Origin of the sequence: Pedobacter sp. KBW01, assembly GCF_003852395.1 — a bacterium.
Classification (GTDB): domain Bacteria; phylum Bacteroidota; class Bacteroidia; order Sphingobacteriales; family Sphingobacteriaceae; genus Pedobacter.
Genome location: NZ_QAJQ01000008.1, coordinates 133,582 through 158,701, shown reverse-complemented (window position 1 = coordinate 158,701; position 25,120 = coordinate 133,582). Strand labels below are relative to the sequence as shown.

The 25,120-nt window shown below is 38.6% G+C and carries 19 protein-coding genes; 5 read left to right on the top strand and 14 right to left on the bottom strand.

From position 1 onward, the window contains the following. Positions 1 to 46 precede the first annotated feature (46 nt). Together DBR40_RS09830 and DBR40_RS09825 are read right to left on the bottom strand one after the other, a co-directional pair. Positions 47 to 2,596 carry an ATP-dependent Clp protease ATP-binding subunit gene (locus tag DBR40_RS09830; RefSeq protein WP_124559574.1) on the bottom strand — a complete coding sequence of 850 codons (2,550 nt, stop codon included), beginning with the start codon at positions 2,594 to 2,596 and terminating at the stop codon, positions 47 to 49. Between the two features lie 716 nt (positions 2,597 to 3,312). Continuing rightward, on the bottom strand, positions 3,313 to 5,766 hold the full coding sequence (locus DBR40_RS09825; protein WP_233603845.1) for a mechanosensitive ion channel family protein: 2,454 nt from the start codon (positions 5,764 to 5,766) through the stop codon (positions 3,313 to 3,315). A gap of 154 nt (positions 5,767 to 5,920) precedes the next feature. Here DBR40_RS09825 and DBR40_RS09820 point away from each other — a divergent pair, with 154 nt between their 5' ends. Then, positions 5,921 to 6,766: a hypothetical protein gene (locus DBR40_RS09820; protein ID WP_124559573.1), complete on the top strand. Its 846-nt coding sequence runs from the start codon at positions 5,921 to 5,923 to the stop codon at positions 6,764 to 6,766. Between the two features lie 258 nt (positions 6,767 to 7,024). Beyond that, positions 7,025 to 8,704 carry an energy-dependent translational throttle protein EttA gene (gene ettA, locus DBR40_RS09815; protein WP_124559572.1) on the top strand — a complete coding sequence of 560 codons (1,680 nt, stop codon included), beginning with the start codon at positions 7,025 to 7,027 and terminating at the stop codon, positions 8,702 to 8,704. A gap of 105 nt (positions 8,705 to 8,809) precedes the next feature. On the opposite strand, the gene DBR40_RS09810 is transcribed toward ettA, so the two are convergent. The 7 genes from DBR40_RS09810 to DBR40_RS09780 form a co-directional block, all read right to left on the bottom strand. Continuing rightward, entirely contained in the window at positions 8,810 to 9,196 is a 387-nt protein-coding gene (locus DBR40_RS09810) for a hypothetical protein (protein ID WP_124559571.1), read from the bottom strand. 19 nt (positions 9,197 to 9,215) lie between these two features. Continuing rightward, positions 9,216 to 9,563 (bottom strand): hypothetical protein, encoded by a 348-nt coding sequence (locus DBR40_RS09805; RefSeq protein ID WP_124559570.1) that lies wholly within the window; start codon positions 9,561 to 9,563, stop codon positions 9,216 to 9,218. Positions 9,564 to 9,805: 242 nt separating this feature from the next. Beyond that, entirely contained in the window at positions 9,806 to 10,543 is a 738-nt protein-coding gene (locus DBR40_RS09800) for a GDSL-type esterase/lipase family protein (RefSeq protein ID WP_124559569.1), read from the bottom strand. Positions 10,544 to 10,594: 51 nt separating this feature from the next. Continuing rightward, a complete protein-coding gene (locus DBR40_RS09795; RefSeq protein WP_124559568.1) occupies positions 10,595 to 13,288 on the bottom strand; it encodes a TonB-dependent receptor domain-containing protein in 2,694 nt (897 codons plus the stop codon). Further along, positions 13,272 to 13,505, bottom strand: coding sequence for a DUF1456 family protein (locus DBR40_RS09790; RefSeq protein ID WP_029274124.1), 234 nt, complete (start codon positions 13,503 to 13,505; stop codon positions 13,272 to 13,274). The genes DBR40_RS09795 and DBR40_RS09790 overlap by 17 nt, the downstream gene beginning before the upstream one ends. Positions 13,506 to 13,626: 121 nt before the next feature. Continuing rightward, positions 13,627 to 14,931, bottom strand: a complete 1,305-nt coding sequence (locus DBR40_RS09785) for a DEAD/DEAH box helicase (RefSeq protein WP_124559567.1) — start codon at positions 14,929 to 14,931, stop codon at positions 13,627 to 13,629. Positions 14,932 to 14,981: 50 nt separating this feature from the next. After that, complete coding sequence (locus tag DBR40_RS09780; RefSeq protein WP_124559566.1) at positions 14,982 to 15,200, bottom strand: hypothetical protein; 219 nt, start codon at positions 15,198 to 15,200, stop codon at positions 14,982 to 14,984. 216 nt (positions 15,201 to 15,416) lie between these two features. Here DBR40_RS09780 and DBR40_RS09775 point away from each other — a divergent pair, with 216 nt between their 5' ends. Together DBR40_RS09775 and DBR40_RS09770 are read left to right on the top strand one after the other, a co-directional pair. After that, positions 15,417 to 15,890, top strand: coding sequence for a ribonuclease H-like YkuK family protein (locus DBR40_RS09775; protein WP_124559565.1), 474 nt, complete (start codon positions 15,417 to 15,419; stop codon positions 15,888 to 15,890). 112 nt (positions 15,891 to 16,002) lie between these two features. Next, positions 16,003 to 16,470, top strand: a complete 468-nt coding sequence (locus tag DBR40_RS09770) for an SRPBCC family protein (protein ID WP_233603844.1) — start codon at positions 16,003 to 16,005, stop codon at positions 16,468 to 16,470. A gap of 14 nt (positions 16,471 to 16,484) precedes the next feature. Here the strand turns inward: DBR40_RS09770 and DBR40_RS09765 are convergent, their stop codons facing one another. The 5 genes from DBR40_RS09765 to DBR40_RS09745 all read right to left on the bottom strand — a co-directional run bounded on the left by DBR40_RS09765 (position 16,485) and on the right by DBR40_RS09745 (position 22,605). After that, positions 16,485 to 17,066: a DUF4468 domain-containing protein gene (locus DBR40_RS09765; RefSeq protein WP_124559564.1), complete on the bottom strand. Its 582-nt coding sequence runs from the start codon at positions 17,064 to 17,066 to the stop codon at positions 16,485 to 16,487. A gap of 95 nt (positions 17,067 to 17,161) precedes the next feature. Further along, entirely contained in the window at positions 17,162 to 18,181 is a 1,020-nt protein-coding gene (locus DBR40_RS09760; protein WP_124559563.1) for a porin, read from the bottom strand. 37 nt (positions 18,182 to 18,218) lie between these two features. Further along, positions 18,219 to 19,628: an ammonium transporter gene (locus DBR40_RS09755; protein ID WP_124559562.1), complete on the bottom strand. Its 1,410-nt coding sequence runs from the start codon at positions 19,626 to 19,628 to the stop codon at positions 18,219 to 18,221. Between the two features lie 346 nt (positions 19,629 to 19,974). Further along, positions 19,975 to 20,922, bottom strand: a complete 948-nt coding sequence (locus DBR40_RS09750) for a TIGR01212 family radical SAM protein (protein WP_124559561.1) — start codon at positions 20,920 to 20,922, stop codon at positions 19,975 to 19,977. 240 nt (positions 20,923 to 21,162) lie between these two features. After that, a complete protein-coding gene (locus tag DBR40_RS09745; protein ID WP_124559560.1) occupies positions 21,163 to 22,605 on the bottom strand; it encodes an APC family permease in 1,443 nt (480 codons plus the stop codon). Positions 22,606 to 22,868: 263 nt separating this feature from the next. Here DBR40_RS09745 and DBR40_RS09740 point away from each other — a divergent pair, with 263 nt between their 5' ends. Further along, complete coding sequence (locus tag DBR40_RS09740) at positions 22,869 to 25,115, top strand: sodium-translocating pyrophosphatase (protein ID WP_124559559.1); 2,247 nt, start codon at positions 22,869 to 22,871, stop codon at positions 25,113 to 25,115. Positions 25,116 to 25,120 lie beyond the last annotated feature (5 nt).

The following is a 25,120-nucleotide window of genomic DNA, read 5'->3' as shown; positions in this document are numbered from 1 at the left end:
CCTGGCACACAACAAAAAACTCCCGATTTCCATCGGGAGTTTTGAGTTATTTAGCAGATGAATCTTCTTCTGCTGATTGTTCTTTCTTCTTTTCGCCTTTTTTGTGATTTACCGAAATCAGATCTGTTGTTTTATCATAATCAATTTCTAAAACATCTCCTTCGGTTAATTCGCCTTTAAGGATTTCTTCTGCGATCGGATCTTCAAGGTATTTCTGGATAGCCCTTTTTAAAGGACGGGCACCAAAATTACTATCAAAACCTTTCTCAGCAATGTATTCTTTTGCATTTTCGGTTAAAGCAATATCATAACCTAAAGTATGTACACGACCGAATAAAGCTTTTAATTCGATATCGATAATTTTGAAGATTTCTTCTTTACCTAAGCTATTGAATACAACCACATCATCAACGCGGTTTAAAAACTCTGGTGCAAAAGCGCGTTTTAAAGCACTTTCAATTACACCGCGGCTGTGCGATTCGGCCTGATTGTTTTTTGCCGAAGTAGAGAAACCAACCCCCTGACCGAAATCTTTCAACTGGCGTGCGCCAATGTTAGAAGTCATGATGATGATCGTATTTCTAAAATCAACTTTACGGCCTAAGCTATCGGTTAATTGTCCTTCGTCTAAAACCTGCAATAAGATATTGAATACATCAGGATGTGCTTTTTCAATCTCATCCAATAAGATTACCGCATAAGGTTTTCTTCTAACTTTTTCAGTTAACTGTCCACCTTCTTCATAACCTACATATCCCGGAGGCGCTCCTACTAAACGCGATACTGCAAATTTCTCCATGTACTCGCTCATGTCAATCTGAATCAGCGAATCGTCGCTATCAAACATGAAACGGGCCAGTTCTTTTGCCAATTCTGTTTTACCTACACCAGTTGGACCTAAGAAAATAAACGAACCAATTGGTTTTTTAGGATCTTTTAATCCGGCTCTTGTACGTTGGATGGCTTTGGTTAATTTCTTAATCGCATCATCTTGGCCGATAATTTTCTCGGCCACTTTGTCGTACATATTCAATAGCTTTTGGCTATCGGTTTGGCCAACACGTTGCACCGGAATACCTGTCATCATGGCTACCACCTCTGCTACATTATCTTCTGATACTTCGTAACGTTTGGTTTTGGTTTCAGCTTCCCACTCTGCTTTGGCTTTATCTAATTCTTCAATTAAATTTTTCTCTGTATCGCGGAGCTTCGCAGCTTCTTCGTATTTCTGACTGCGAACAACCTTGTTTTTCTCTAACTTGATATCTTCAATTTTAGCTTCGATATCAATAATGTTTTGAGGAACATGGATGTTGGTTAAGTGAACTCTCGATCCTGCCTCATCCAAAGCATCAATAGCTTTATCAGGCAAGAAACGGTCAGAAATATAACGCGATGTTAAAGTAACACAGGCCTGAATTGCCTCGTCTGTATAAGTTACACCGTGATGCTCTTCATACTTATCTTTAATACGGGTTAAAATCTCTACAGTTTCATCAGGAGTTGCTGGCTCAACCATCACTTTTTGGAAACGACGGTCTAAAGCACCATCTTTTTCAATGTACTGACGGTACTCATCTAAAGTAGTGGCACCAATACATTGAATTTCACCCCTGGCCAAAGCTGGTTTAAACATGTTTGAAGCATCAAGCGAACCCGATGCACCTCCTGCGCCAACAATGGTATGAATCTCATCAATAAATAAAATTACATCAGTAGATTTTTCAAGCTCGTTCATCACGGCTTTCATACGCTCTTCGAACTGACCACGGTATTTTGTACCGGCCACCAGCGAAGCTAAATCTAAAGTAACTACACGTTTGCCAAATAGCACACGCGAAACTTTACGTTGTACAATACGTAAGGCCAAACCTTCTGCAATTGCCGATTTACCAACGCCCGGTTCTCCAATCAAAATCGGGTTGTTCTTTTTTCTACGAGATAAAATCTGTGATACGCGTTCAATTTCTTTCTCGCGGCCAACAATCGGGTCTAAGCGACCTTCTTCTGCTGCCTTGGTTAAATCTCGACCGAAATTATCTAAAACCGGAGTTTTCGATTTTATATCTGAAACCTTTTTAGGTGTACTAAAGCTTTCTTCTTCGCGATAATCATCATCACCACCTGTAGAGGCACTGTTCGAAATATCGTCTCTGAATCCGTTCTTATTTACTTCTACCTCTTGTTTAAAAACATCATAAGTAACGCCATACTGTAACAAGATTTGTGAGGCAATGTTATCATCATCTCTCAAAACCGATAGCAATAAATGTTCGGTGCCAATTAAATCGCTTTTAAATATTTTAGCTTCTAAGTAAGTAATCTTTAAAACTTTTTCGGCCTGTTTCGTCAACGGAATATTGCCTAAGTTTACTGTAACACTCGATGTACCGCGAACGGCATCTTCAATTGAGCGGCGCAATTTACCAGTATCAACTCCTAACGATCGTAAAATTTTTATTGCCATACCATCGCCTTCGCGGATGAGGCCTAATAATAAATGCTCGGTTCCGATGTAATCGTGCCCTAAGCGGAGCGCTTCCTCCCTACTAAAAGAGATTACATCTTTAACCTGTGGTGAAAATTTTGCTTCCATAATACCTTTCTTAACAGCTACGTCCCTAAACTATAAAATAAATTATAAAAAGAGTAGGTGCTGTTTTCTTTATTTTATCAACAATTGCGCCATACGGGTGGATAAAGCGGCCTTTAAACGCCTGAAAGGCTTAAAATCAATGTAAGAATGTCGTTTCGATAAATATTATTTTATTTGTATTTATCTACGTAATAAGTGCAATAAAGGTTTTAAAGCGGGTTTTGCCAAAAACATACGCTAAAAATAATTTTATTGTCGGTTTATTGTAAGTATTTTTCCTCACTTAAAAACTGACAAAATGTATCTATTTATATAGGCAATTTACAAGTTTTGACAGAAAATTAAAAGTATCATGCCATCATTTAACATTTTCATTAGATAAAAATCAACAAGCTAATGCTGCCATTGTATTGTTGCGTTAATTACTATACGGCAATAACCTTAATTAGGTTGTTTTTGTTTTCAGAAAACAGGGCCAAAACTTAAGCGTACCATTAAGTAAAAAAGCCTTTCAATCCTGAAAAGCTTTTTAAATTTACTAACGTTTACGGTATCTACTAAGAATTAATCCGTGTTTTAAAAGTAAAACATTTATTCATCAAGTTATCAATCAGATGGTATTATGAAAATTTGCTGATAATTAAATTAAAACAAAGTTAGAAACTGGTTCATCAACCTTAAATTCATACAAATTTAGCCTGGTCCAAACACTCCTGCTATTCTTCTTTAGGATAGCGTACCGTAATTTCTTGCTGCTGAAAAGGAATACTGATATCATTAGCTTTGAAAGCCTCGTTAATGGCAACAATAAGATCGCTTTTAGTTGAATTTGCCTGACCAATGTGCTTAGTCCAAAAATAAATTCTAATATCAATGGCACTACTGGCAAACTGTTCAAACTGCACCAGCGGCCCCGGATTTTTGGCAATGCGCTCTTCGTCTCCCAATACCTGCATTAAAACCTTTCTGGTTTTTTCAAGATCAGTTTGATAGGCAACGCCAACAATTATGGATACCCGTTTACGGTTTCCGCCCAACGACCAGTTGATAAGGTGTGCGTTTAGCAAATCGCCATTGGGCATTACCACGTCGGCACCATCCCAGGTCGAAATTACACTACTTCTAAACCCAATCGATTTCATGGTGCCACCCTGGCCGTCAACATCCACAATATCGCCAACATTTACCGGTTTTTCGAAGGCAATAATTAACCCGCTCACCAGATTGTTTACCAAAGTCTGTAAACCAAAACCAATACCCACACCCAAGGCGCCCAGGATAATCGTAATCCGATCTACCGGTATACCTGCAGCTGCAATGGCCAAAAACAGGCCAACGGCCAGAATGGCAATACGAACCAAAAGCAACCAGCTGCCTATGCCATAGCTTTTTTGATCGTCTTTATGCTCTAAATGTTTATCGGTAGCAAAAAACGATACGACCTTCGAAACAATTAATGAGATTACGATAATTACGATAAACAATAAAACCGTATTGATACTAAAAGTATAATCGCCTATGGTTCTATCATTGCTAAAGAACTCTTTTAATGGTTTCGAGAAATAGTTATAGGCCGGAAAATTACGACCGAAAAGTACCAGCCAGCCTGCTACAAGCAATCCATAAAACAATAGCGGTGCCCGTTTACCTACTTTAGAAAAATTGAGGTAAAACAGCTTTTTATCTTGCCCCGAGTAGATGTTGAAAGCTAAAAACAGTCCTTCGTTAATTAGCCTAACCGTCCAGAGGAAAAGTATTGCTACCACCACATTTAGGTAACCGCTTATAAAAAGTGTTTTAGCCAGATTATATCTGCCCAATATATTCGCAAGCATCGAGAATGCCTCTAACACTACCATAAAACCAATCGAATATACAATCCATTTCTCTCTTAGCGTATCCCTTTTACCCCTTAACAAAGTAAACAAACCAAAAATTACTCCGGCACAAGAAATAATCAAAATCTGCCACCTTTCTGTTCGTGAGGCCTGCAATACCAGATTATCAACCGCAGCGAGCATAAAAAGTATAACCATGGTTATCCACACATTCATCCAGTACTTATTGATGAACTTTCTGAAAATGATACTTAAGGACAGACAGGAAGTTATCCAGAATATGACATTGAGAATAAAGGGTGGTGACCTGAAAATGAACTGAAATATGCTGGTAACAATTAGCAATGCCGATAAAAACGGATACCTGATTACCAGTTGACCGTCCATATCCGGGCGCAACAAATTCGATTCGATATAAATACTTTTAAGTGATTTAAGATAAGTGCACGATAAAAAAACCAGCAGCATCAGTGTCAGTAATTTTCCATAATTATTTTCGGCATAAAAGCCTAGGGTCATTACCCCTTTGACCCAGGAGTGGGTCAGTATTTCGCCAAACGGTCGATAATGTCCTTCCGGTCCTAAAATATTACCAAATTCACGTTTAAAACTATTGCCTGCCATTTCTTCCTGATAGGCTGCTATTTCTTCTAAATGGTTTTGTAATTTAAAAACGGTAACATTTACCTGCGCTAATAAATTTTGAATATTGGCATTCGCAATTTTAAGCATACTATCAACCGGCTTAATCTCTTTAGCTACAAGCACAACCTTCTGCAGGTATTTCATTAATGAAACCGAATCTTGCGGAAACTTAAAAAGCGCAGGTTCGCTCGACAAAGAATCCAGCTGATAACGAAAATTATTGAGTTGTTGCTGACTGGCATCCAAGCTGAGTTTTCGGGCACTCGCTTTATTAAGCAGTTCGGTTAATATTTTGGAAGTTGCCGTTAGGTTGCGAAAAGTTTGTGATGTACCCTTATTTATAAACACCCCATCACTCGCCCGCGCAAAATCATCATCTATCTCTCTCAATTGGGTTTTTATTCCCGGCGTATCTAAACCGTTGTTCAGGTAGTTTTTGGCCTTTTGTATGGCTTTCCTGGCTTGTTCAAATATCCTAATCTGATCGATTGTTGCTTTATCTGCTGCTAATTCAGCCTTGCTTTTTTTAGCCGAACTTTTGGCAAAATCCTGCATCCGCTCTACAAAGCTCCGTTTCAAACTATCAGCAGGCTTAAGGATATTTACGCTATCCTTATTTTGTGCCCGGGCCATGTTTAAGACAAACGGTAACATAAAGAAGAGAAGCAACAGTTTTTTGATTTTCATAAGCGGCGTAATTAATATCAATAATACAAAATTATATCAATTAGTTTTAAGTACCTGCATTTTGAAATTTCACTACAGAATTGACTTGATTTTCATCACAACCCCTAAAAATTCAGGCATGTTATAATTATATTTGGGTCATAAACCTATTAACATGAAAAAAATACATTTATTTATTTTAGCGATATTGCTCTCGTTCAATGTTGTTGCACAAACTAAAACTACCAGGGTAGACATTATTCAAAAAACCAACGGAGAAGAAATGAAGGGAAAAGTAACCCGGATTACCGATACTGATATTTCTTTTGTTTATGCCGGCGAAACCCTCGAGTATTCAATCAAAAAATCTGACATCCAGAAAGTAACCTATGCCAGTGGCCGTACCGAAGTTTTTAGCCAGGCTAGCCTTCCGGCGCAAGACCGTCAAAAAGATCAGGTAACCATGAACGCAACACCTGCCGATCATCATAACAAAATTGCTATTTTACCTTTTACATTTCTAATGGATAACCAGCCTGGTGCCGATGAAGTGGGCTATAAAGCACAGGAAGATACGTACAGCATCCTGTCTCAACATTCCGCAGGTTACACCATATTAGATCCGCGCACTACCAATGCTAAATTAATACAGGCGGGCATTACCAAAGAAAAAATCAGGGGGTTTTCGATGAAAGATATTTGCGATGCCTTAGGAGTAGAATATATTATTGATGGCAGCATTACCCAAAATAAAGGTTACCAAACCAGTTCTACCAGTGATAATTCCAATACCAAAATCAAAAGAAACGACAATGATAAAATTAGGGGTGGCTCAACTTCGAGTTCGAGTTATAGCAGTGCGGCGCAGCGCTATGATGTAAGTGTTGGCCTTCACATTTATATGGATAACAATGCCAGTATTTACAACCAAAACCACAAAGCATTTTTCTCTAATACCGATGGTTCGTACAGCAGCCCTTTAGAATACCTGCTAAAACGTTGTCCTTTATACCGCAAATAAAAACACTAAAATATTGCCTTTTAAGGCGAATTTCTAACTTATTAAAAACAGGGTTTCCACGTACCGCGGGAACCCTGTTTTTCTTTTAATACTACTTTATTAAGTTTACCAATAAAGCCCTTTGGAATAGCCTTGTTGTTTCTATCTTTGTAGCGATTTGATCCTAAGCCATTGAAAATGGCAAAGCTGGTCTTAAATCTAAATAACCTCTTTTTATAAAATACAAAGTTTAAACATTATTAAAATCATATAAATACTATGTCAGACGAGAAAATCATTTTTTCAATGGCGGGTGTAAATAAAATTTACCCTCCACAAAAACAGGTTTTAAAAAATATTTATCTTTCTTTCTTTTACGGCGCCAAAATTGGTGTAATTGGTTTAAACGGTTCTGGTAAATCGTCACTTTTAAAAATCATTGCTGGTTTAGATAAATCATACCAGGGTGAAGTTGTTTTCTCGCCAGGTTATTCTGTAGGTTATTTAGCTCAAGAGCCAATTCTTGATCCCGAAAAAACCGTTCGCGAAGTGGTAGAGGAAGGTGTTGCAGAAGTTACTGCTATTTTAAAAGAATACGAAGAAGTAAACGAAGCCTTTGGTTTGGAAGAAAATTATTCTGATCCGGACGCGATGGATAAACTGATGGCCAGACAAGGCCAGCTTCAGGACAAAATCGATGCTTTAGGTGCCTGGGAAATTGATTCGAAATTAGAAAGGGCCATGGATGCTTTGCGCTGCCCTGATCCAGATACTAAAATTGGTGTGCTATCAGGTGGTGAACGCCGTCGTGTGGCCATGTGCCGCTTGCTGTTGCAACACCCTGATGTATTGTTATTGGATGAGCCTACCAACCACTTGGACGCTGAAAGTATCGATTGGTTAGAACAGTTCTTACAAAATTACGAAGGAACCGTTATTGCGGTTACCCACGACAGGTACTTCCTAGATAATGTGGCCGGATGGATTTTAGAGTTAGATCGTGGTGAAGGTATTCCTTGGAAAGGAAATTACAGCAGCTGGTTAGACCAGAAAGCGAAACGTTTGGCCCAGGAAGAGAAAACCGAAAGCAAACGCCAGAAAACACTAGAACGCGAGCTGGAGTGGGTACGTATGGCACCAAAAGCACGTCACGCCAAATCAAAAGCACGTATTGCCAACTACGATAAACTAGCATCAGAAGATGGCAGAGAAAGAGAAGATAAACTGGAGCTTTTCATCCCTGCCGGACCGCGTTTGGGTAATGTAGTAATCGAAGCGACCAATGTAACCAAAGCTTATGGTGATAAAGTGCTGTTCGATAACCTGAATTTTTCGCTTCCGCCAGCAGGTATTGTAGGCATTATTGGTCCGAACGGCGCCGGTAAAACCACTTTATTCCGTTTAATTACCGGGCAGGAAGAAGCCGATGCCGGTACTTTCCGTGTGGGCGAAACGGTTGAACTGGGTTATGTAGATCAGATGCACAACGATTTAGATGCCGATAAAACTGTTTATGAGAACATTACCGATGGTTTAGATAACATTCAATTGGGTAACAAAGCAGTTAATGGACGTGCCTATGTTTCCAAATTCAATTTCAATGGTGGCGATCAACAGAAAAAAGTAGGTATTTTATCAGGTGGAGAGCGTAACCGTGTCCATTTAGCCATTACCCTTAAAAAAGGTGCTAACGTACTTTTACTAGATGAGCCTACCAACGATATCGATGTAAATACTTTGCGCGCCCTCGAAGAAGCTTTAGAAAACTTTGGCGGCTGTGCGGTAGTAATCAGTCACGACAGGTGGTTCTTAGACCGGATTTGTACGCATATTCTGGCATTTGAAGGCAACTCGGAAGTGTATTTCTTTGAAGGTAACTACTCTGACTATGAGGAAAACCGCAAAAAACGTTTGGGTGATGTTACACCAAAACGCATCAGATATAAAAAATTAAATTAAAGCAAAAGTCCCGATCAAAATCGGGACTTTTTTGTTTGAGAAACTGGCGTTAATAAAAAATTTTCCGAAGAAGTCAAGTTTTAAAACTTGACTTCTTTATAGCCATTACATAGATGCTGTAAATGGAGCCAGTCTTTGAGCTTCTTTCGCTTTTCGTTTTCCTCTGAAAAAGAAATACAGGTTAATAAACAGCATGATGCCAAGGTAAATAGCAAAGCCCCCAATTTTAGAACTTAGCGCTTCGATTAAATTGCGGTAATCGTTTTCGTAGATTGTAATTTTCATAATTAAAAGTGCAAAACCGATATTCAGCAGGTAAAAACCTGTTTCAAAAAGTTTATTGGTTGCAAAAGCTATTTCTTCGCGGCCTTTAAAAATATCGAGCATGTACACTTTACTATTTTTAAACAGCGTTTTTGAAACATAAAAAGTTAAGAAAAGTACAACAGGTAAATAAACTGCGTAGCCGATTAAAATTTTTGTCGTTTCCATAATCCGGATTTTTAGATTGTTATTTAATTAATTTATGAATGGTATTGGTGAGCAAAAAGATATTTAAGTAATGAAGCACCGAGAGGATGCAAATGATAGTCGCCACTTTTATGGACATAATTTCAATAAGCTGTAACGATGAGGTGATGGTCTCCCAGCCAATCAGTGTCATACTGCAGTAGCCAATATTTACCAGATAATAAGCCACCAGTAATGATTTATTAATTTGCTGGCAGAGCTCCAGATGATCTGGTATCAGTTCGGCTACGAAAACATTGCCGTTACGGTAGCAGATTTTTCCCACCACCACAATGATGAATACGATAATCGAAATAAAAATGCTGTATCCTAATATATTGTAATCCATAATGAGCAGATTTGACACCAACAATAAATTAAACTTTCAGGAAAAACTGAAAATATAGATCAAAAAATTTAGGGGTACTTCCCCTATCTGTTTCAACCGCTTTTCTTTCTCGCTTTTGATGACTCAAACATAAATCAATATTACTGAAATTTCAAATATTATTGAAAGTTTATTTCAAAAATATTTATCAGGTTGCCACGGAGGCTCAGATTAACATCGCATGTTTCGTTTCCCCAGTAAAACTAATGCCGACTCTTAAATGCTCTTTTAATCGCCGCTTCGGTTACGGTTTCCATTATTTTATAACCCGCCAAATTGGGATGCACCCCATCAACCGTTAACTCAGCCCTTTGGCCATTACGTTCGTCAACCAACGGTGTCCAGTAATCTAATACGGTAAAATGTTTTTGTTTGGCATAAGCCACAATCAGCTCATTTAGTGCCATAATTTCTTCGGCAGCATGTACGCTTTTATTCCATGGATACTGGTAAACCGGAAGGTATTTGCAAAGGATAACTTTAATGCGGTGTAATTTGGCTAGCTCGGCCATGGTTTTAATGTTATCCATTATCTTTTGGTTGGTAACATGGCCGGTATTACCAGCAATATCATTGCTTCCTGCTAAAATAATTACAGCTTTTGGCTTAAGGTTAATCACATCCTGCCTAAACCGGATTAATAGCTGTGGCGAAATCTGTCCGCTAATACCCCTGTCCAGGTAAGGCTTATCGTTAAAATACCCCGGATCTTTTTGTTTCCAGAATTCAAAAATCGAACTCCCTAAAAACACAACTCTTTTTTCCTTCCGCTTTCGGGGCGGCAAAAGCGCGTTTTCTTTCTCATACTTGGTAAGGGCAGCCCAATCATCGGCAAAATTTTCTTTTTTCGGTTTAGTTTTTAACGAATCGGCATCAACACTTTGCGCTGATAAGCCGCCTGTGGTAATCACTAAAAGGAAAAATAGGATATAGCTCTTCATAAGGCTTGGGACTGTTTAAAAGAAGCGCTAAACTAAAATTTAATTTCAGCTTTAGTTCAATTCGCCCGTATTAAAGTTGTTAACTCTGCTCCTGATTCTTTTATCGCCAAATTTGCTGATGCTATAAGTAAGAGTGGCTTGTACAAACCTGCTAATGAACCGCGTTCTGTTCTCGGAGATGGAATTGTTGGTAATACTGGTTTGAAAAAGTGCCCCCTGGTTAAAAAGATCGTTCGCCTGAACTGTAAAACCAAGCCTGTTATCTTTTAAGAAATTGGCATTCATGCCCATATTTACCAAAAGCGGATTGCCGGCATTTAAATTATAGCCGAAATTAAGGCTTTTAGAGGCTGAGGCATTCAACCTGAAACGTTTGTTAGGAATCCAACTTGCACCACCATTTAAGGCCAAAACCTGTACATTTTTAATGTTCTGGTTCAAAATAGAATAGGTATTCGAACTAAAACTATATGATACACTGCTATTTACCGAAAATTTCTTCTCGTTAAGGCTAAACCTGAAAGCGTTCGAGAGATTTATTCCGCTGCTCCTGTTCAATACATTATCCGTGTAAAAAACATTGTGACTATAAGCTACATTCCCATTTAACGACAATGAAAGTTTATTGGTCATTAGGCGTTTGTTTAGCGAGTAATTGCCGCCAATATTATAAATGCCATTTACATTTTCGTAGGTAGTTTGCTGTTTTAAACTATTCAGTGTATCTCTTAAAAAAATGGTATTGCTCACCACGCTGTTAAATGCAAAAGAACCCGATAAACCCGCCATAATGCTCCAGCCAGATTTAGCACCAAACTGGTTATAGCTAAGATCGGCCGAGTGGCTTGTAGTGGCCTTCAAATCAGGATTTCCAATAATGAGGTTTTGCACATCGTTATTGTTGCGGATGGGCTGAAGCTTATTAAAATCTGGCGAACTGGTATAGCCATTATAACCAAAACTTAAGCTCCTGTTTTCTTTAATCTGGTAGCTGAGGTTACCGGAAGGCGAAAAATTTAACTGATAATTGCGCAGTTGCTGCCCTGTATTCTGGTATTTACCGATAATAATGCTGGGCGAAAAATTTAACCCGAAATTATAACTGATCTTTTTCGCATTTGTATTAAACCCAATGCTAATGTTCTGGTTAATAAAATTCGAAACGTAATCCTGTCCCAGCGAATCGACCAGAAAGCTGGCTCCAAATTTATCGGTAACGGTAGTATTTTGGGTATTCTGGCTCCTGCTTACCGAAAAGCGGTACGATAAATTGATAAAACTATACCCTGTACTATCGTTAGCCCGCTTTAACGAATTGGAAAACTGAATGTTCCCTCCTACATTGGAACTACGGGTATCGTTTTCAACAAGGCGGTTTAACAGCGAATCTTTAACCAGCACATTGGTTGTTTCGTTGTAATAACGAATAATATCGTTAATACTGCTGTTTGATTTGCCCTCATTGGTACTAAAATTAAAACCCATTGATAACGATCGCCTGTTGTTCGATAAGCGCCGCGACCAGTTAATATTACCACCTATATTTGGGCTATTGTTTCTCGAACCGGAGTTAGAAATAAGGTCTTGCCTGATAATCCCTGTTTTATCGGAAGTTGAAAAAGCATTGTTTTTACTGCTGCCCAACGATCCCGAAAGCGCTGCATTGAAATAGTTCTTTTTAGTAGCCCCGTTTAGTCCAAGGTTTATGCTGTTGTTAAGTGAACTGCTATTATTGGCGCTCTCCCGTAAATCATAAATGGTTCCTTGCGGATTAAATGTTTCGAGATAGGTACTCTGAATTGAATTATTGCGGTTATTGTTAAAATTGTAATTGGCGTTAACACTAAACTCCTTAGAAATTTTATCTCTGATGTTTCCGTTTAAGCCGGTATTATGTAGCTTGCTAAACTCATTATCGGTTAATCCGTAGCGACCACCAAAACCAATTTGCTTTGTTTTTTTCCAGATACTTCCTGTCGTTCCCAGGTTATGTGCATTATTGGTGGCTGATGATGCATTTACCCCGCCAAAAACACCTTTGTCCATCCCGGGTTTGGTAACCAGGTTTAACATTTTTTGAGGGGTACCCACTTTTATACCTGTAAAATTGGCTTCATCGCCATAATCGTCTATTACCTGCAGCTTGGCAATAATATCAGCTGGTAACTGCCTGATGTAATCTTCTACATTACTGGTAAAAAAATCCTCGCCATTTACCCGCAGTTTGGTCATTTTTTTGCCCATAGCTGTAACGGCACCTTTTTCATCAACTTCAATACCTTGCAGCTGTTTCAGCAGGTCTTCTACCTTATCGTTTTCCCTTACAGTGTAGGCACCTGCGTTGTACTCGATGGTATCTTTTTTAATTTTTATCGGATCTACCTTTACTTTAACCTCTACATCTTCCAAACGAATGGTTTCAGTTTTAAGCGTAATAGGCTCTAAAACTGATCCTTTTTTAGATGGTTCTATTTCGTAAACGGAAGTAAAAGGTTTATAGCCCAAAGCCTTCACAACAAGATAGAACTTATTGCTGTTTACTTTATGAAAGGAAAAATCACCCCTGGCACCCGAAGTTGTACGCAGGGTATCCTTATCGGTCATTATCTGGATACTCACCCCTTCTATGGGCTTTTTCAGTGAATCAGTTACACTACCAGTTACTTTAGATTGAGCGCGCGCGTTAACAGAGAGAATAAGCAGTACAAAAAATAATAAAAAGCAGGAATTATTGCTTTTTTTCATCTCTAGGGCCTCTTTTATAAATTACAAGACCATTTAAAAAGTTTCGCAGGATCTGATCGCCGCAGGGCTTAAAATTTTCGTGGTCTTCATTTCTGAAAATATCGCCCAACTCCGCTTTAGTTACCTTAAAACCCACTAAATCACAAATGGTAATAATATCTTCTGTTTTAAGTGATAAGGCTACTCTAAGTTTTTTTAATATATCGTTGTTGCTCATGCGGTTTGTATTGTAAAATGAATTGATGTTGTAATGCTGGAAGGTTGAAATGTTAAATGTTGGAAAGTTAAGATTGCAGGATTTAACTCACAACTCCGAACTTTCCACCCCAAGCTCATTTCTAACTCGCTATATCTAATTTAAGTTTCTTTCCTTTAATTTTTTCGCCGTTTAGCTTTTTTAACAATTGGGCTACCTTGCTTCGTTTTACCGCTATATAACTTGTGGTGTCTTTAACTTCAATTAAACCTAAATCATCTTTGGTTAAATCTCCCTTATGTAAAAACAGGCCAACAATATCAATCTTGTTAATTTTATCCTTCTTACCATGGGCAAGATATAAAGTTACCCAATCGCTCGCCTCAGGCAAGTCGTAACGATCTGATAAAACTTCTTCTTCTATATCGTCGGGCAGGTATTTGTAGTTTTCTTCGCTGGTTAAAATGGCATAAGCCGTTCCTTTTGCATGCATACGCGCCGTACGACCGTTACGGTGAATATAAGCATCTTCGGTGTAAGGCAATTGGTAATGTACAATATGTTCAACCTCCGGAATATCTAAACCACGGGCTGCAAGATCGGTAGTAATTAAAATTTTATGGCTTCCGTTCCTGAATTTCAGTAGTGCTTTTTCGCGATCGAACTGCTCCATACCACCATGAAAAACATCGTGACCAAGGCCATGTTCAAACAACAAATCGCTAATACGGTCTACAGTTTCGCGGTGATTACAAAAAACGAGTGTGTTTTTATTCCCTATTTTACTCAGCAGCCTGAACAGGTAATCAAGTTTATCGGCGGCTGGTGCGGTTATTTTCTTCAGCTTTAATGCTGGCTTAATAGTTATGTTTTTAGAAAAATCAACTTCTGCAGGTGCATTAATTTTAACAAAGGCCGGAATTTCTTCCATCTTTGTAGCCGAAGTAAGCATGCGCTGCTTTAATGACAATAATGAACTGATGATGTACGACATATCATTTTCGAAACCAAACTCGAGCGACTTGTCAAATTCATCTAAAACGAGTGTTTCAATAAAAGATTCGTCGAAATTCTGGTTATCGAGGTGATAAGCTATCCTGCCTGGGGTACCAATGAGTAGCGCCGGCGGATGTGCCAGATTGTTCTTTTCTACGCGTACAGCATGGCCGCCATAACAGCAATTTACTTTAAAAGATGTACCCATCTGCTTAAATACCTGTTCAATTTGCAAGGCCAGCTCGCGCGATGGTACCAAAACCAATGCCTGCACCCCTTTAACACCTTGCTTTAAATTGGCCAGTACAGGCAATAAAAAGGCCAGCGTTTTCCCCGAACCGGTTGGTGCAATTAACACCACATCTTTCCCGGTTTTGGCTGCCTGCACAGCAGATTCCTGCATCTGGTTTAGTGCAGTGATATTTAGTTTTTTTAAGGCATTTGCTATCATTCGGCCATAAAGGTAAGCATTTCTGTTTATGGCTAAATCTAACTTAGGGCTTAACGCTTAAAAAATCTGGTCCGCAGTTTACGGAGTGTCTCAAAATTTAATCTTTTATCTAACAGCATCAGCATTCTCCCACGCAGCGATAGCGATGAAGCCAGTTTCTCGTTAACAGCATCAACTGATGATAAAATCCTGTCGGTCAATTCATCTGCGAATTTATTGGCCCTGCTGTTTTGTAATAACTGTAATTCCTGAATTAATTCTGCTTTCATAATATAAGAATTGTTGTTGATTAATGTAAATATAACGACTCTTATATGCATTTGTTTCAAAAATTAGCGCCACAAAACGGACTATTTTTACTAACTTGTTGATAACTAACTTTTTGTTAGCAAATAAACAATCCAGCCTTAACATATATTTAATTTTTAGCGGCTATTTTTAATAAAAACCTGATTACCATTTATTAACCTCAAAAACGACAATGTATGACGTGGAAAAAATTTAGTGGTGAAGTGATCCAATCTTCGATCCTCGAAGAAATTGAAAAGGCAATTATCAGAGAAACAGAAAATGGCTTTAAGCTAAAAGTTTGTATCGGTACCGACTCGCAGGTTAAAGGCGCTATAACCGATTTTGCAACAGTAATTGTGCTGTTAAGAGAACATCATGGCGGTTTCATGTACATCCACCAGGAAAAAAATTCGGCTCAGGTAAGTATTAAAGAAAGAATGTTAATGGAGGTTCAAAAATCGATTGAAACGGCTTACTCCATTTGCGATTTGCTTGATATTTATGATGTAGCTCTGGAAGTACATGCCGATATCAATACCAATCCATCATTTAAATCGAACAAGGCACTTAACGATGCTATGGGTTATATCTTAAGCATGGGCTTTATTTTTAAAGCCAAACCAGAAGCATTTGCCAGCTCTACCTGTGCTGATAAAATGGTGCATTAATTTCTAAACATCAGACCTTACAGGTTTTAAAAACCTGTAAGGTCTGAAATAATAAATCTGTTTGTTCTTAACAAAACCGCATCTTTGCTGTTGTCTTTTTAAAACAAAAGCCTTGAAGACTTATAGATTAGAATTTACGCAAAAACTTCCTGTTGATTTGGCCACAGCCTGGGACTTTTTTTCTTCACCAATGAACCTGGCAGAAATTACGCCAACCGATATGACTTTCGATGTAACCTCGCCAAATATGGAAGGCACCAAAATGTACCCCGGGTTGATTATCACCTACAAAGTTGCACCAATAGCCGGCATTAAATTAAACTGGGTAACTGAGATTACACATGTAAAAGATCAGGCCTATTTTATAGATGAGCAGCGCTTTGGCCCATTTGCGTTCTGGCATCACCAGCATCATTTCGAAAAAATAGAAGACGGGGTTTTAATGCACGATATTTTGCATTACGGGATTGGCTGGGGGCCAATTGGAACTATTGCCAACGCGCTTATGGTAAACAAAAAAATAAACGAAATTTTTAAGTTCCGTTACCAGAAAGTGGCTGGTTTATTTGGCAAATTGTAATTGCCCGTCCGCTGTTACCACTGTTTAGTGGAGATGGTTTCAGGTTTCTTTTTTGCTGGTACCGCCACCCTGTTGGTAGCCATAAACTTTTTAAATTCAGCGCCAAATTTCTCTATTTTGGTGTAAGTACTATTTAAAATATCTTTCCATGCACCAGCGCTTAGCTTACCCGGTGTACGCTCTAAAGGAGTACCTATTTGGGTTGTTGCAACAAAATTTCCGTACCGGTCTCTCTGATATGGAATAAACTCGAAATTTGTTAACCAAAAGCGGTACTTTCCATTTCTTACTTCGCAAACAAACTGATAGCTTACTTCGCCACTCGGGTGACCGGCAACCAGTATGGTTTTATCGATTACCGTTGTGCCCTTGGCCGAAATCGACGAATCGTTAACACTTTCCTGATGCATTGTTTTTTTGTACAGCACGTTCACAAAAGCTTTAGCCCTTTGCAGCAAGGTATCTTTGGCTACAGTTTGAGAATCGACAACCTGATAAAAAATAAACTTTCCGGAATCATCTTTCGAAAACTGTTTTTGCTGTGCAGCTAACCTGATTGAAAAAGTGGCGAGTACAATAAAAAAGATATATTTCATGCAAATGGGTTAAACAAATAATCTGAATAGGTAAAGTTACTAAAAAGCCGCCCCGATTTTAATTGGGACGGCTTAATATTTAATCTGTTTATTTCTTAAAACGCATAAACTGCGGCTAAAGAGAACTGGCCAGCGTTTGGAGCTGCTGCGCCACTTTCTTTAAAGAATGGTTTATCACCACTGTGGTCTAATCTTACCTCAGGAATGAAGGTTAAACCGCCAGATTTAATGTTTGCGGTAAAAGTTACAGCAGTATATTTCAGTCCTTGCACAGCGCCTACGTTTTTATACTTAAAGTACTCACCTCTTAAACCTAATATTACACCATCTGCAACAGCATATTGTGGGTAAAGGGCTGCACCAGCATAACCACCACCATCGTTATCGATATCATAATTGGCAGCGTTTAAGCCTAATTTAAATTTTTCGGTAATCTGGTAAGAAGTGGTTAAATCTTCAATAGTACCATAACCGCCTGCTCCTGCTCCCGATAGTACGTTCAGATAAGCAGTCCAGCCTTCAACCGGGGCAACCATTAACTGGCCACCAACCGCAGAAACACCACGGGTTGCACTGTAAAGGTTCCAGTCGTTAAATACACCAGCCATTAAACTCACTTTATCAGAGAATTTATATGTGGCTTTAATACCAGCATTCTGGAATGGTCCATTCGTAAATAAATACGAAGTAGAGTAGTTAAAGTTACCCACCGGCGAAATCAATTCATAACCTATAAAGGTTCCCATGTAACCAGCTGTCATCGAAAACTTATCGGTAAAATCGTAGTTTACATATAAGTTCTGAATGTTGAAGGATGAACCTCCGGCAGCTGCATCAGGAATTGACTGCGACTGACCTCTTGGGCCGAAAGAAAGTTCGCCAACAAACGATGCTTTACCTGTTTTCTTCTTCAATGCAATATCAATCATTCCTAATGAAACCGAATTGTGATCGCTGGCAAAAGAAGTGGTAATATTGTTTGGTTTTTTGGCAAAATCGTATTTAAAATAGGTATCAACCGACCCTGAAATTTCAAGTGGTGATGTAGTTGTTTCCTGAGCCAGGGCACAGCTTGCGCTGGCCATCGCGAAAATAGCGGTTAAAATTTTCTTCATGTTTGAGCTTATTTTTGAGTTTAGATATTAAAAATCCTTAAGAGATTGCTTCGGTTATCGGACTGTTTTTTTCGATATAGATGGCTCTTTCTTCAACCAACAAAGTACCTTGTGAGTATTTTTCATCATGTTGAGATGCATCAAGACCGATTTCTTCTTCTTCATCAGAAACCCGGATTGGATTAATCAAGTTTACGAATTTGAAAATCACGAATGATACGATAAAACTAAATGCGATTACAATTAGAGCACCTTTTAACTGCGTTACGAAGAAAGCAGGGTTACCATAAAATAAACCATCTGCGCCAGCAGCATTAACTGTTTTGGTTGCAAAAACACCAGTTAACAACATACCAACAATACCACCCACACCATGGCAAGGGAAAACATCTAAAGTATCATCTAAACTTGTTTTTTGTTTCCATGAAACCGCAAGGTTAGAAATTACAGCAGCTATTGCACCAATAAAGATACTTGAAGGAATGCTTACGAAACCTGCACCCGGGGTAATGGCTACCAAACCTACTACAGCACCGATACAGAAACCCAATACTGAAGGTTTTTTACCACGTGCTACATCGAAGAACATCCAGGCTAAACCGGCAGCACCTGCAGCAGTATTGGTAGTTAAGAATGCTGAAACAGCTAAGCTACCAGCACTTAAAGCCGAACCTGCGTTAAAACCAAACCAACCGAACCATAATAAACCTGTACCAATTAATACATAAGGAATATTAGCAGGCGGCACTTCTTTGTGTTCTAAGTGAGATTTTCTACGTTTTAAAACCAATGCACCAGCTAAAGCAGCCATACCAGCAGAAATGTGAACTACGGTACCACCTGCAAAATCTAATACACCCATTTTAAATAAGAAACCTTGTGGATGCCAGGTCCAGTGTGCCAAAGGAGAATAAACGAATATGGCAAACAATACAATAAACAGGATATAAGAAGTAAAACGGATACGTTCTGCAACAGCACCTACGACTAAACCTGGTGTAATAATGGCAAACATTAACTGAAAAACCGCAAATAAAGAAAGTGGAATAGTTAAGTCAGAAGTTGCGCCCTGTAAATGAGGAGCACCAGAGTTAACCCCTTTAAAGAACAGAAAAGTTGAAGGGTTTCCAATGAAACCACCAATAGTATCGCCGAAAGCTAAACTAAAACCAACTACTGTCCACAAAACGGTAATTACACCTGCAGCTACCACACTTTTAATCATGGTAGAAAGTATGTTTTTACGATGAACCATACCGCCATAGAAAAACGCCAGACCTGGTGTCATTAAAAATACAAGCGCAGCAGCAATTAAAATGAAAGCTATATCAGCCGCACTGTACTTGCCTTCGTCGAAATTAGGTAGAAGTGGAGTAAATAGAGCTAAAATTGCGACAATCATCAAGATCGCAAAAGGCGCATACTGTTTAAAGGAGAATCTACTCATAGTTTTTAGTTTAATTTGTTTGTACTATTTAAATATTTGAAAATGTTGTCATTTATTTTTATAAAAATACGACATATTGCAATTTTAACACCATAAAATTGAATTTTTCATATAAAAATTAGTAATTTTTATAAAACACAACAAAAAAACAACTCAAAAATGAAAATAGTTAAAAAAACAGGGTTTTTAGATATGAGTTTTTAATAAAAACAAAACCACAAAATAACCCAAACACAAAGGTTTCACACCAAAAAACAATCAAAAACGGCAATAAAAATCATACAAAAACAAAAAAACACATGAAATTTCATGTGTTTTTATAAAAATTAGTAAAAAATATCAGTTTTTAACCAAAATATTCAGAACCCTGAACAACCCCACGTTTTTCGATTTCTTTATCCATATAAGTCTGAATTGCCGATTTATTAAGTCCCCAATTCGGTGCAATTAGCAAATCCCAGTCGGAAATACCAAAAAGACGCTGAATTACAATGTCCGGGCGTAGTAGAGGAATGAGCTCGCAAAGTAAATCGGTATATTCTTCGAGTGTAAACAACTTAAAAGGCTCTTTTTTGTACTTAGCCCCCATAATAGAACCATCTACCACATGTAAATGATGAAATTTAACAAATTTAATCTGCGGGAAACGGTTAATTTCATGTATATACCCGCGCATTTGCTCCCTTGTTTCCCAGGGGAAGCCAAAAATGGTATGCACGCACAAATCAAGCTTACTATCTTTCAACAATTCGACTGCCGCCACAAACTCGCCGTGACTACAGCCCCTGTTAATCTGATCGAGGGTTTCATCGTAAATAGACTCCATACCCATTTCAAGGTCAACATCAAAACGATCGGTATAACTTTCAAGCAGAGCCACTTTTTCTGCATCAATACAATCGGGACGTGTACCCACAGCAAAACCTACAATATCTTCGGTATTGATAGATAAAGCCTCATCGTACATCATCTTTAAATAATGTACCGGTGCATAGGTATTGGTATTCGGCTGAAAATAGACAATATATTTATCTGCCCTATATGAATTTTTAGCCCTCAACATACCTTCAGCAAGCTGATCTTTGATATTTGGGTTCTTTCTGGATGGCTCGGGCGTAAATGAATCTACATTGCAATACGTACAACCGCCATAGCCCTTGCTCCCATCCCGGTTAGGGCAGGTAAAGCCACCATCTACAATTACTTTAAATACGCGCTGCCCTTTATACTTTTCACGTAAGTGCGTGCCGTAATTTTTATATCCTTTTATACCTAAATCTACCTGTGTTCCCATTTGCTGCAAAAATACGGAATTAGTTTTATAATGCTGATTAGCAAAAGGAAGATGTGAAAAGGATGAATATTAAGCCATCGCCTACAGCTACATTAATTTATAATCTTCGATTTACCAAAGTTAGAACAGGGTTTTCGGTATCGATTGACATCAGAATCGGCTTTTCTTAAAAAAATAGCACAAAAAAACCTCGCAGCGATTGATAACTGCGAGGTTTAATACTGAATAATGTGCTTAAACCTACCCTTGCTGTTCTTTTTTATTTATGAAAAAATAAACAGGAACACCCAATAATACGATTAGCAGCCCCGGCCAGGTATATTGTTGTTTATAAATAAGCAACAAAGTGCAAAATGCGGCACCAATTAATAAATAAATGATTGGCGTAACCGGATATAACCATGTTTTGTAAGGTCTTTCTAAATTAGGTTTTTTAAACCTTAAGTAAATTACACCAGCAACCGTAATCATATAAAATAGTACAATAACAAAAGAAATCATGTCTAATAGATTGCCGTATTGCCCACTTAAACATAAAACGGATGCCCAAACACCTTGCATCCAAAGTGATTTTTCGGGAACTCCATTTTTATTATTTTTAAGTGCTGCTTTAAAAAACATGCCATCTTCTGCCATGCTTTGAAAAACCCTTGCACCTGCCAATACGATTCCATTAACGCAACCAAAAGTAGAGATCATTACTAAAACTGCAATAACAATGGTACCTATTCCGCTACCAAAAATCTGTTCAGAAGCCGCAACAGCCACCCTATCGTTTAGCGCAAAAGCAATACTATCTCTATTTAAGGTATTGAGATATATAAAATTAACCAATAAATAAAGGATCATTACTGCAGTAGTACCCAAAACCATTGAGCGAACTACATTTTTCTTTGGATTTTCAATTTCACCCGAAACAAAGGTTACATTCTCCCAGGCTACGCTCGAAAATACCGACCCTACCATTGCAGCTGCAATTCCGCCTACTATGGTCATTCCCGAAATAGATTCCCAACCTGATTTTAGGAAATTGCCAGTGGGATCTGTTTTGAGATTATTAAAGGCCGACCATCCAAAACTCATGTTATTAGCCCAAAAATTATTCTTTACCAGCAGAAAACCCAAAATAATTAAGCCAATTAAAGCTATAATCTTGGATCCTGTAAAAACATTCTGCAATAACTTACCGCTTTCAACACCTTTAGTATTTATATAAGTTAAAAGCAGGATAACACCAATAGCCAAAATCTGTATCCAGGTAATTTTGTAACTGCCACTTTGAAAAATTGGAGCAGCATCGTTTAAGGCTGGTATTAAATAGGCTGTAAATTTACCAAAAGCAACAGCAACAGCCGCAATAGTACCTGTTTGAATAACTGTAAATAGTCCCCAGCCATAAAGGAAGCCCATCATTTTACCAAAAATCTCTTTCAGGTAAGTGTATTGCCCGCCTGCTTTTGGAAACATAGATGAAAGTTCGCCATAAGAAATTGCTGCCGCAACCGTCATTACCCCGGTAATTACCCAAACAACAATCAACCAGTATCCCGACCCCAGGTTTCGCATGATATCGGCACTAACAATAAAGATACCGCTTCCAATCATGGAGCCCATTACCAGCATAGTAGCATCAAAAAGGGTTAATTTTCTTTTAGAGCCCCCTTCTTCGTTTTGAATTTTCATTTTGTACAGTTCAGTTTGGTTTAGTTTAGTTTAGGGGCTAATTTATTTTAAAAAAACGATAATCCATGTATTATTTTAACTGAACATTTTTTTATTCGCCATTACATTTATATACGGATGATAAATATTTTATTAACTTGCTAGATATAAATGTGGTGAGACAGGTGCGTAAGGCTAAAAAGCTAAAACCTTATTTCGTAAAAACAGTTTAATCCTTTAATAACCCGCAAAACAAATAACCAAATATAAACCAATTATTAACTATGGATTTTTTACAAAACAATTTAATTTACTGTATTCCGGCCCTGGGCCTTGTCGGTATTATAGTTATGCTAATTAAAAGTGCCTGGGTAAGCAAACAGGATGCGGGTGATAAAAACATGCAGGAGCTTGCTGGTTATATAGCCGATGGTGCAATGGCCTTTTTAAAAGCCGAATGGAGGGTATTGAGTATTTTTGCTGTTTTTACAGCTGCATTATTGGCCTATTCGGGCACCGTTACCGAAATTAATGGTATTCCATTGCATTCAAGCTGGATTATATCTATATCCTTTATTATAGGCGCAGTGTTTTCGGCAACTGCAGGCTACATTGGTATGAAAGCGGCTACTAAAGCCAACGTACGTACTACACAGGCTGCAAGAACCAGTTTAAAGCAAGCCTTAAAAGTTTCGTTTACCGGCGGAACTGTTATGGGGCTTGGTGTTGCAGGCCTTGCCGTTTTAGGTTTAGGCGGGTTATTCATTGTATTTTTAAAGCATTTCAACGTAGTTTCGGTTAATAGCACCGAAATGAAAACAGCCATAGAGGTTTTAACAGGTTTCTCATTGGGAGCCGAATCGATTGCTTTATTTGCCCGCGTAGGTGGAGGTATATACACTAAAGCGGCTGATGTTGGTGCCGATTTGGTTGGTAAGGTTGAAGCAGGTATACCGGAAGATGATGTACGTAACCCCGCCACCATTGCCGATAACGTAGGTGATAACGTAGGTGATGTTGCCGGAATGGGTGCAGATTTATTCGGCTCGTATGTAGCTACAATTTTAGCAACAATGGTATTAGGTCAGGAAATTAATGTTACTGATAAATTTGGTGGCATGTCGCCAATTCTTTTGCCTATGGTAATTTGTGGTTTAGGTATTATATTCTCTATTATAGGAACCTGGTTTGTTACCATTAAAGACGAAAAATCGAACGTACAGAATGCCCTGAATCTGGGAAACTGGTCATCAATTATAATAACCGCGGTAGCTTCTTTCTTTATTGTTAAATGGATGCTGCCTGAAACCCTAAGCCTTCGTGGTTACGAGTTTTCGAACACCAATGTATTTTATGCCATTATGGTGGGTTTAGTAGTGGGTACTATTATGAGTATCGTTACCGAATACTTTACTGCAATGGGCAAAAAACCTGTAAACTCTATTATCCAGCAATCTTCTACAGGTCATGCTACCAATATTATTGCAGGCTTATCAGTAGGTATGAAATCTACAGTAGTTCCGATTTTGGTATTGGCAGGCGGTATTATGGCTTCCTTTCATTTTGCAGGTTTATATGGTGTGGCCATTGCCGCAGCCGGAATGATGGCTACTACAGCCATGCAGTTAGCCATCGATGCTTTCGGACCGATTGCCGATAATGCAGGTGGTATTGCCGAAATGAGCCAGTTGCCGCCAGAAGTACGCGAACGCACCGATAATTTAGATGCGGTTGGAAATACCACTGCAGCTACCGGTAAAGGCTTCGCTATTGCTTCTGCAGCGCTTACCTCACTAGCTTTATTCGCAGCCTTTGTTGGAATTGCAGGCATTTCGGCTATCGATATCTATAAAGCACCAGTACTGGCCGGTTTATTTGTTGGCGGAATGATTCCTTTTATTTTCTCTGCGCTATGTATCCAGGCCGTGGGTAAAGCTGCCATGGATATGGTACAGGAAGTACGTCGCCAATTCCGCGAAATACCTGGTATTATGGAATACAAAGCCAAGCCAGAATACGAAAAATGTGTGGCCATCTCTACCAAAGCTTCTATCCGTGAAATGATGATGCCTGGTGCCATTGCCTTAATTACACCAGTAATTGTAGGCTTTACCTTTGGCCCTGAAGTTTTAGGCGGTTTACTGGCCGGTGTTACCGTAACCGGTGTATTGATGGGAATTTTCCAAAGCAATGCAGGTGGTGCCTGGGATAATGCCAAGAAATCTTTTGAACAAGGCGTAGTGATTAACGGTGAAACACACTATAAAAAATCAGAGCCGCACAAGGCTTCGGTTACAGGAGATACTGTTGGTGATCCTTTTAAAGATACATCAGGTCCTTCAATGAATATTTTGATCAAATTAATGTCTATCGTTTCACTTGTTATTGCACCTTACATCGCAGTTAAGGCAATTGCAGGCGAACACCGTACAGAAGTTCGCAAAGAAATCAGAATTGAGCAAAAAACCGATAGTTTAGGCCATACAATTACCGACACTTTAACGAATACCACAGACACTTTACAGCGTTAGTTGTA

Coding starts and splice junctions, on each gene's coding strand:
- DBR40_RS09785 (WP_124559567.1), bottom strand. CDS start 14,931: ATGATAGCAAATGCCTTAAAAAAACTAAATATCACTGCACTAAACCAG.
- DBR40_RS09760 (WP_124559563.1), bottom strand. CDS start 18,181: ATGAAGAAAATTTTAACCGCTATTTTCGCGATGGCCAGCGCAAGCTGT.
- DBR40_RS09800 (WP_124559569.1), bottom strand. CDS start 10,543: ATGAAGAGCTATATCCTATTTTTCCTTTTAGTGATTACCACAGGCGGC.
- DBR40_RS09805 (WP_124559570.1), bottom strand. CDS start 9,563: ATGGATTACAATATATTAGGATACAGCATTTTTATTTCGATTATCGTA.
- DBR40_RS09775 (WP_124559565.1), top strand. CDS start 15,417: ATGACGTGGAAAAAATTTAGTGGTGAAGTGATCCAATCTTCGATCCTC.
- DBR40_RS09780 (WP_124559566.1), bottom strand. CDS start 15,200: ATGAAAGCAGAATTAATTCAGGAATTACAGTTATTACAAAACAGCAGG.
- DBR40_RS09745 (WP_124559560.1), bottom strand. CDS start 22,605: ATGAAAATTCAAAACGAAGAAGGGGGCTCTAAAAGAAAATTAACCCTT.
- DBR40_RS09810 (WP_124559571.1), bottom strand. CDS start 9,196: ATGGAAACGACAAAAATTTTAATCGGCTACGCAGTTTATTTACCTGTT.
- DBR40_RS09830 (WP_124559574.1), bottom strand. CDS start 2,596: ATGGAAGCAAAATTTTCACCACAGGTTAAAGATGTAATCTCTTTTAGT.
- DBR40_RS09820 (WP_124559573.1), top strand. CDS start 5,921: ATGAAAAAAATACATTTATTTATTTTAGCGATATTGCTCTCGTTCAAT.
- DBR40_RS09825 (WP_233603845.1), bottom strand. CDS start 5,766: ATGAAAATCAAAAAACTGTTGCTTCTCTTCTTTATGTTACCGTTTGTC.
- DBR40_RS09765 (WP_124559564.1), bottom strand. CDS start 17,066: ATGAAATATATCTTTTTTATTGTACTCGCCACTTTTTCAATCAGGTTA.
- DBR40_RS09740 (WP_124559559.1), top strand. CDS start 22,869: ATGGATTTTTTACAAAACAATTTAATTTACTGTATTCCGGCCCTGGGC.
- DBR40_RS09750 (WP_124559561.1), bottom strand. CDS start 20,922: ATGGGAACACAGGTAGATTTAGGTATAAAAGGATATAAAAATTACGGC.
- ettA (WP_124559572.1), top strand. CDS start 7,025: ATGTCAGACGAGAAAATCATTTTTTCAATGGCGGGTGTAAATAAAATT.
- DBR40_RS09795 (WP_124559568.1), bottom strand. CDS start 13,288: ATGAAAAAAAGCAATAATTCCTGCTTTTTATTATTTTTTGTACTGCTT.
- DBR40_RS09790 (WP_029274124.1), bottom strand. CDS start 13,505: ATGAGCAACAACGATATATTAAAAAAACTTAGAGTAGCCTTATCACTT.
- DBR40_RS09755 (WP_124559562.1), bottom strand. CDS start 19,628: ATGAGTAGATTCTCCTTTAAACAGTATGCGCCTTTTGCGATCTTGATG.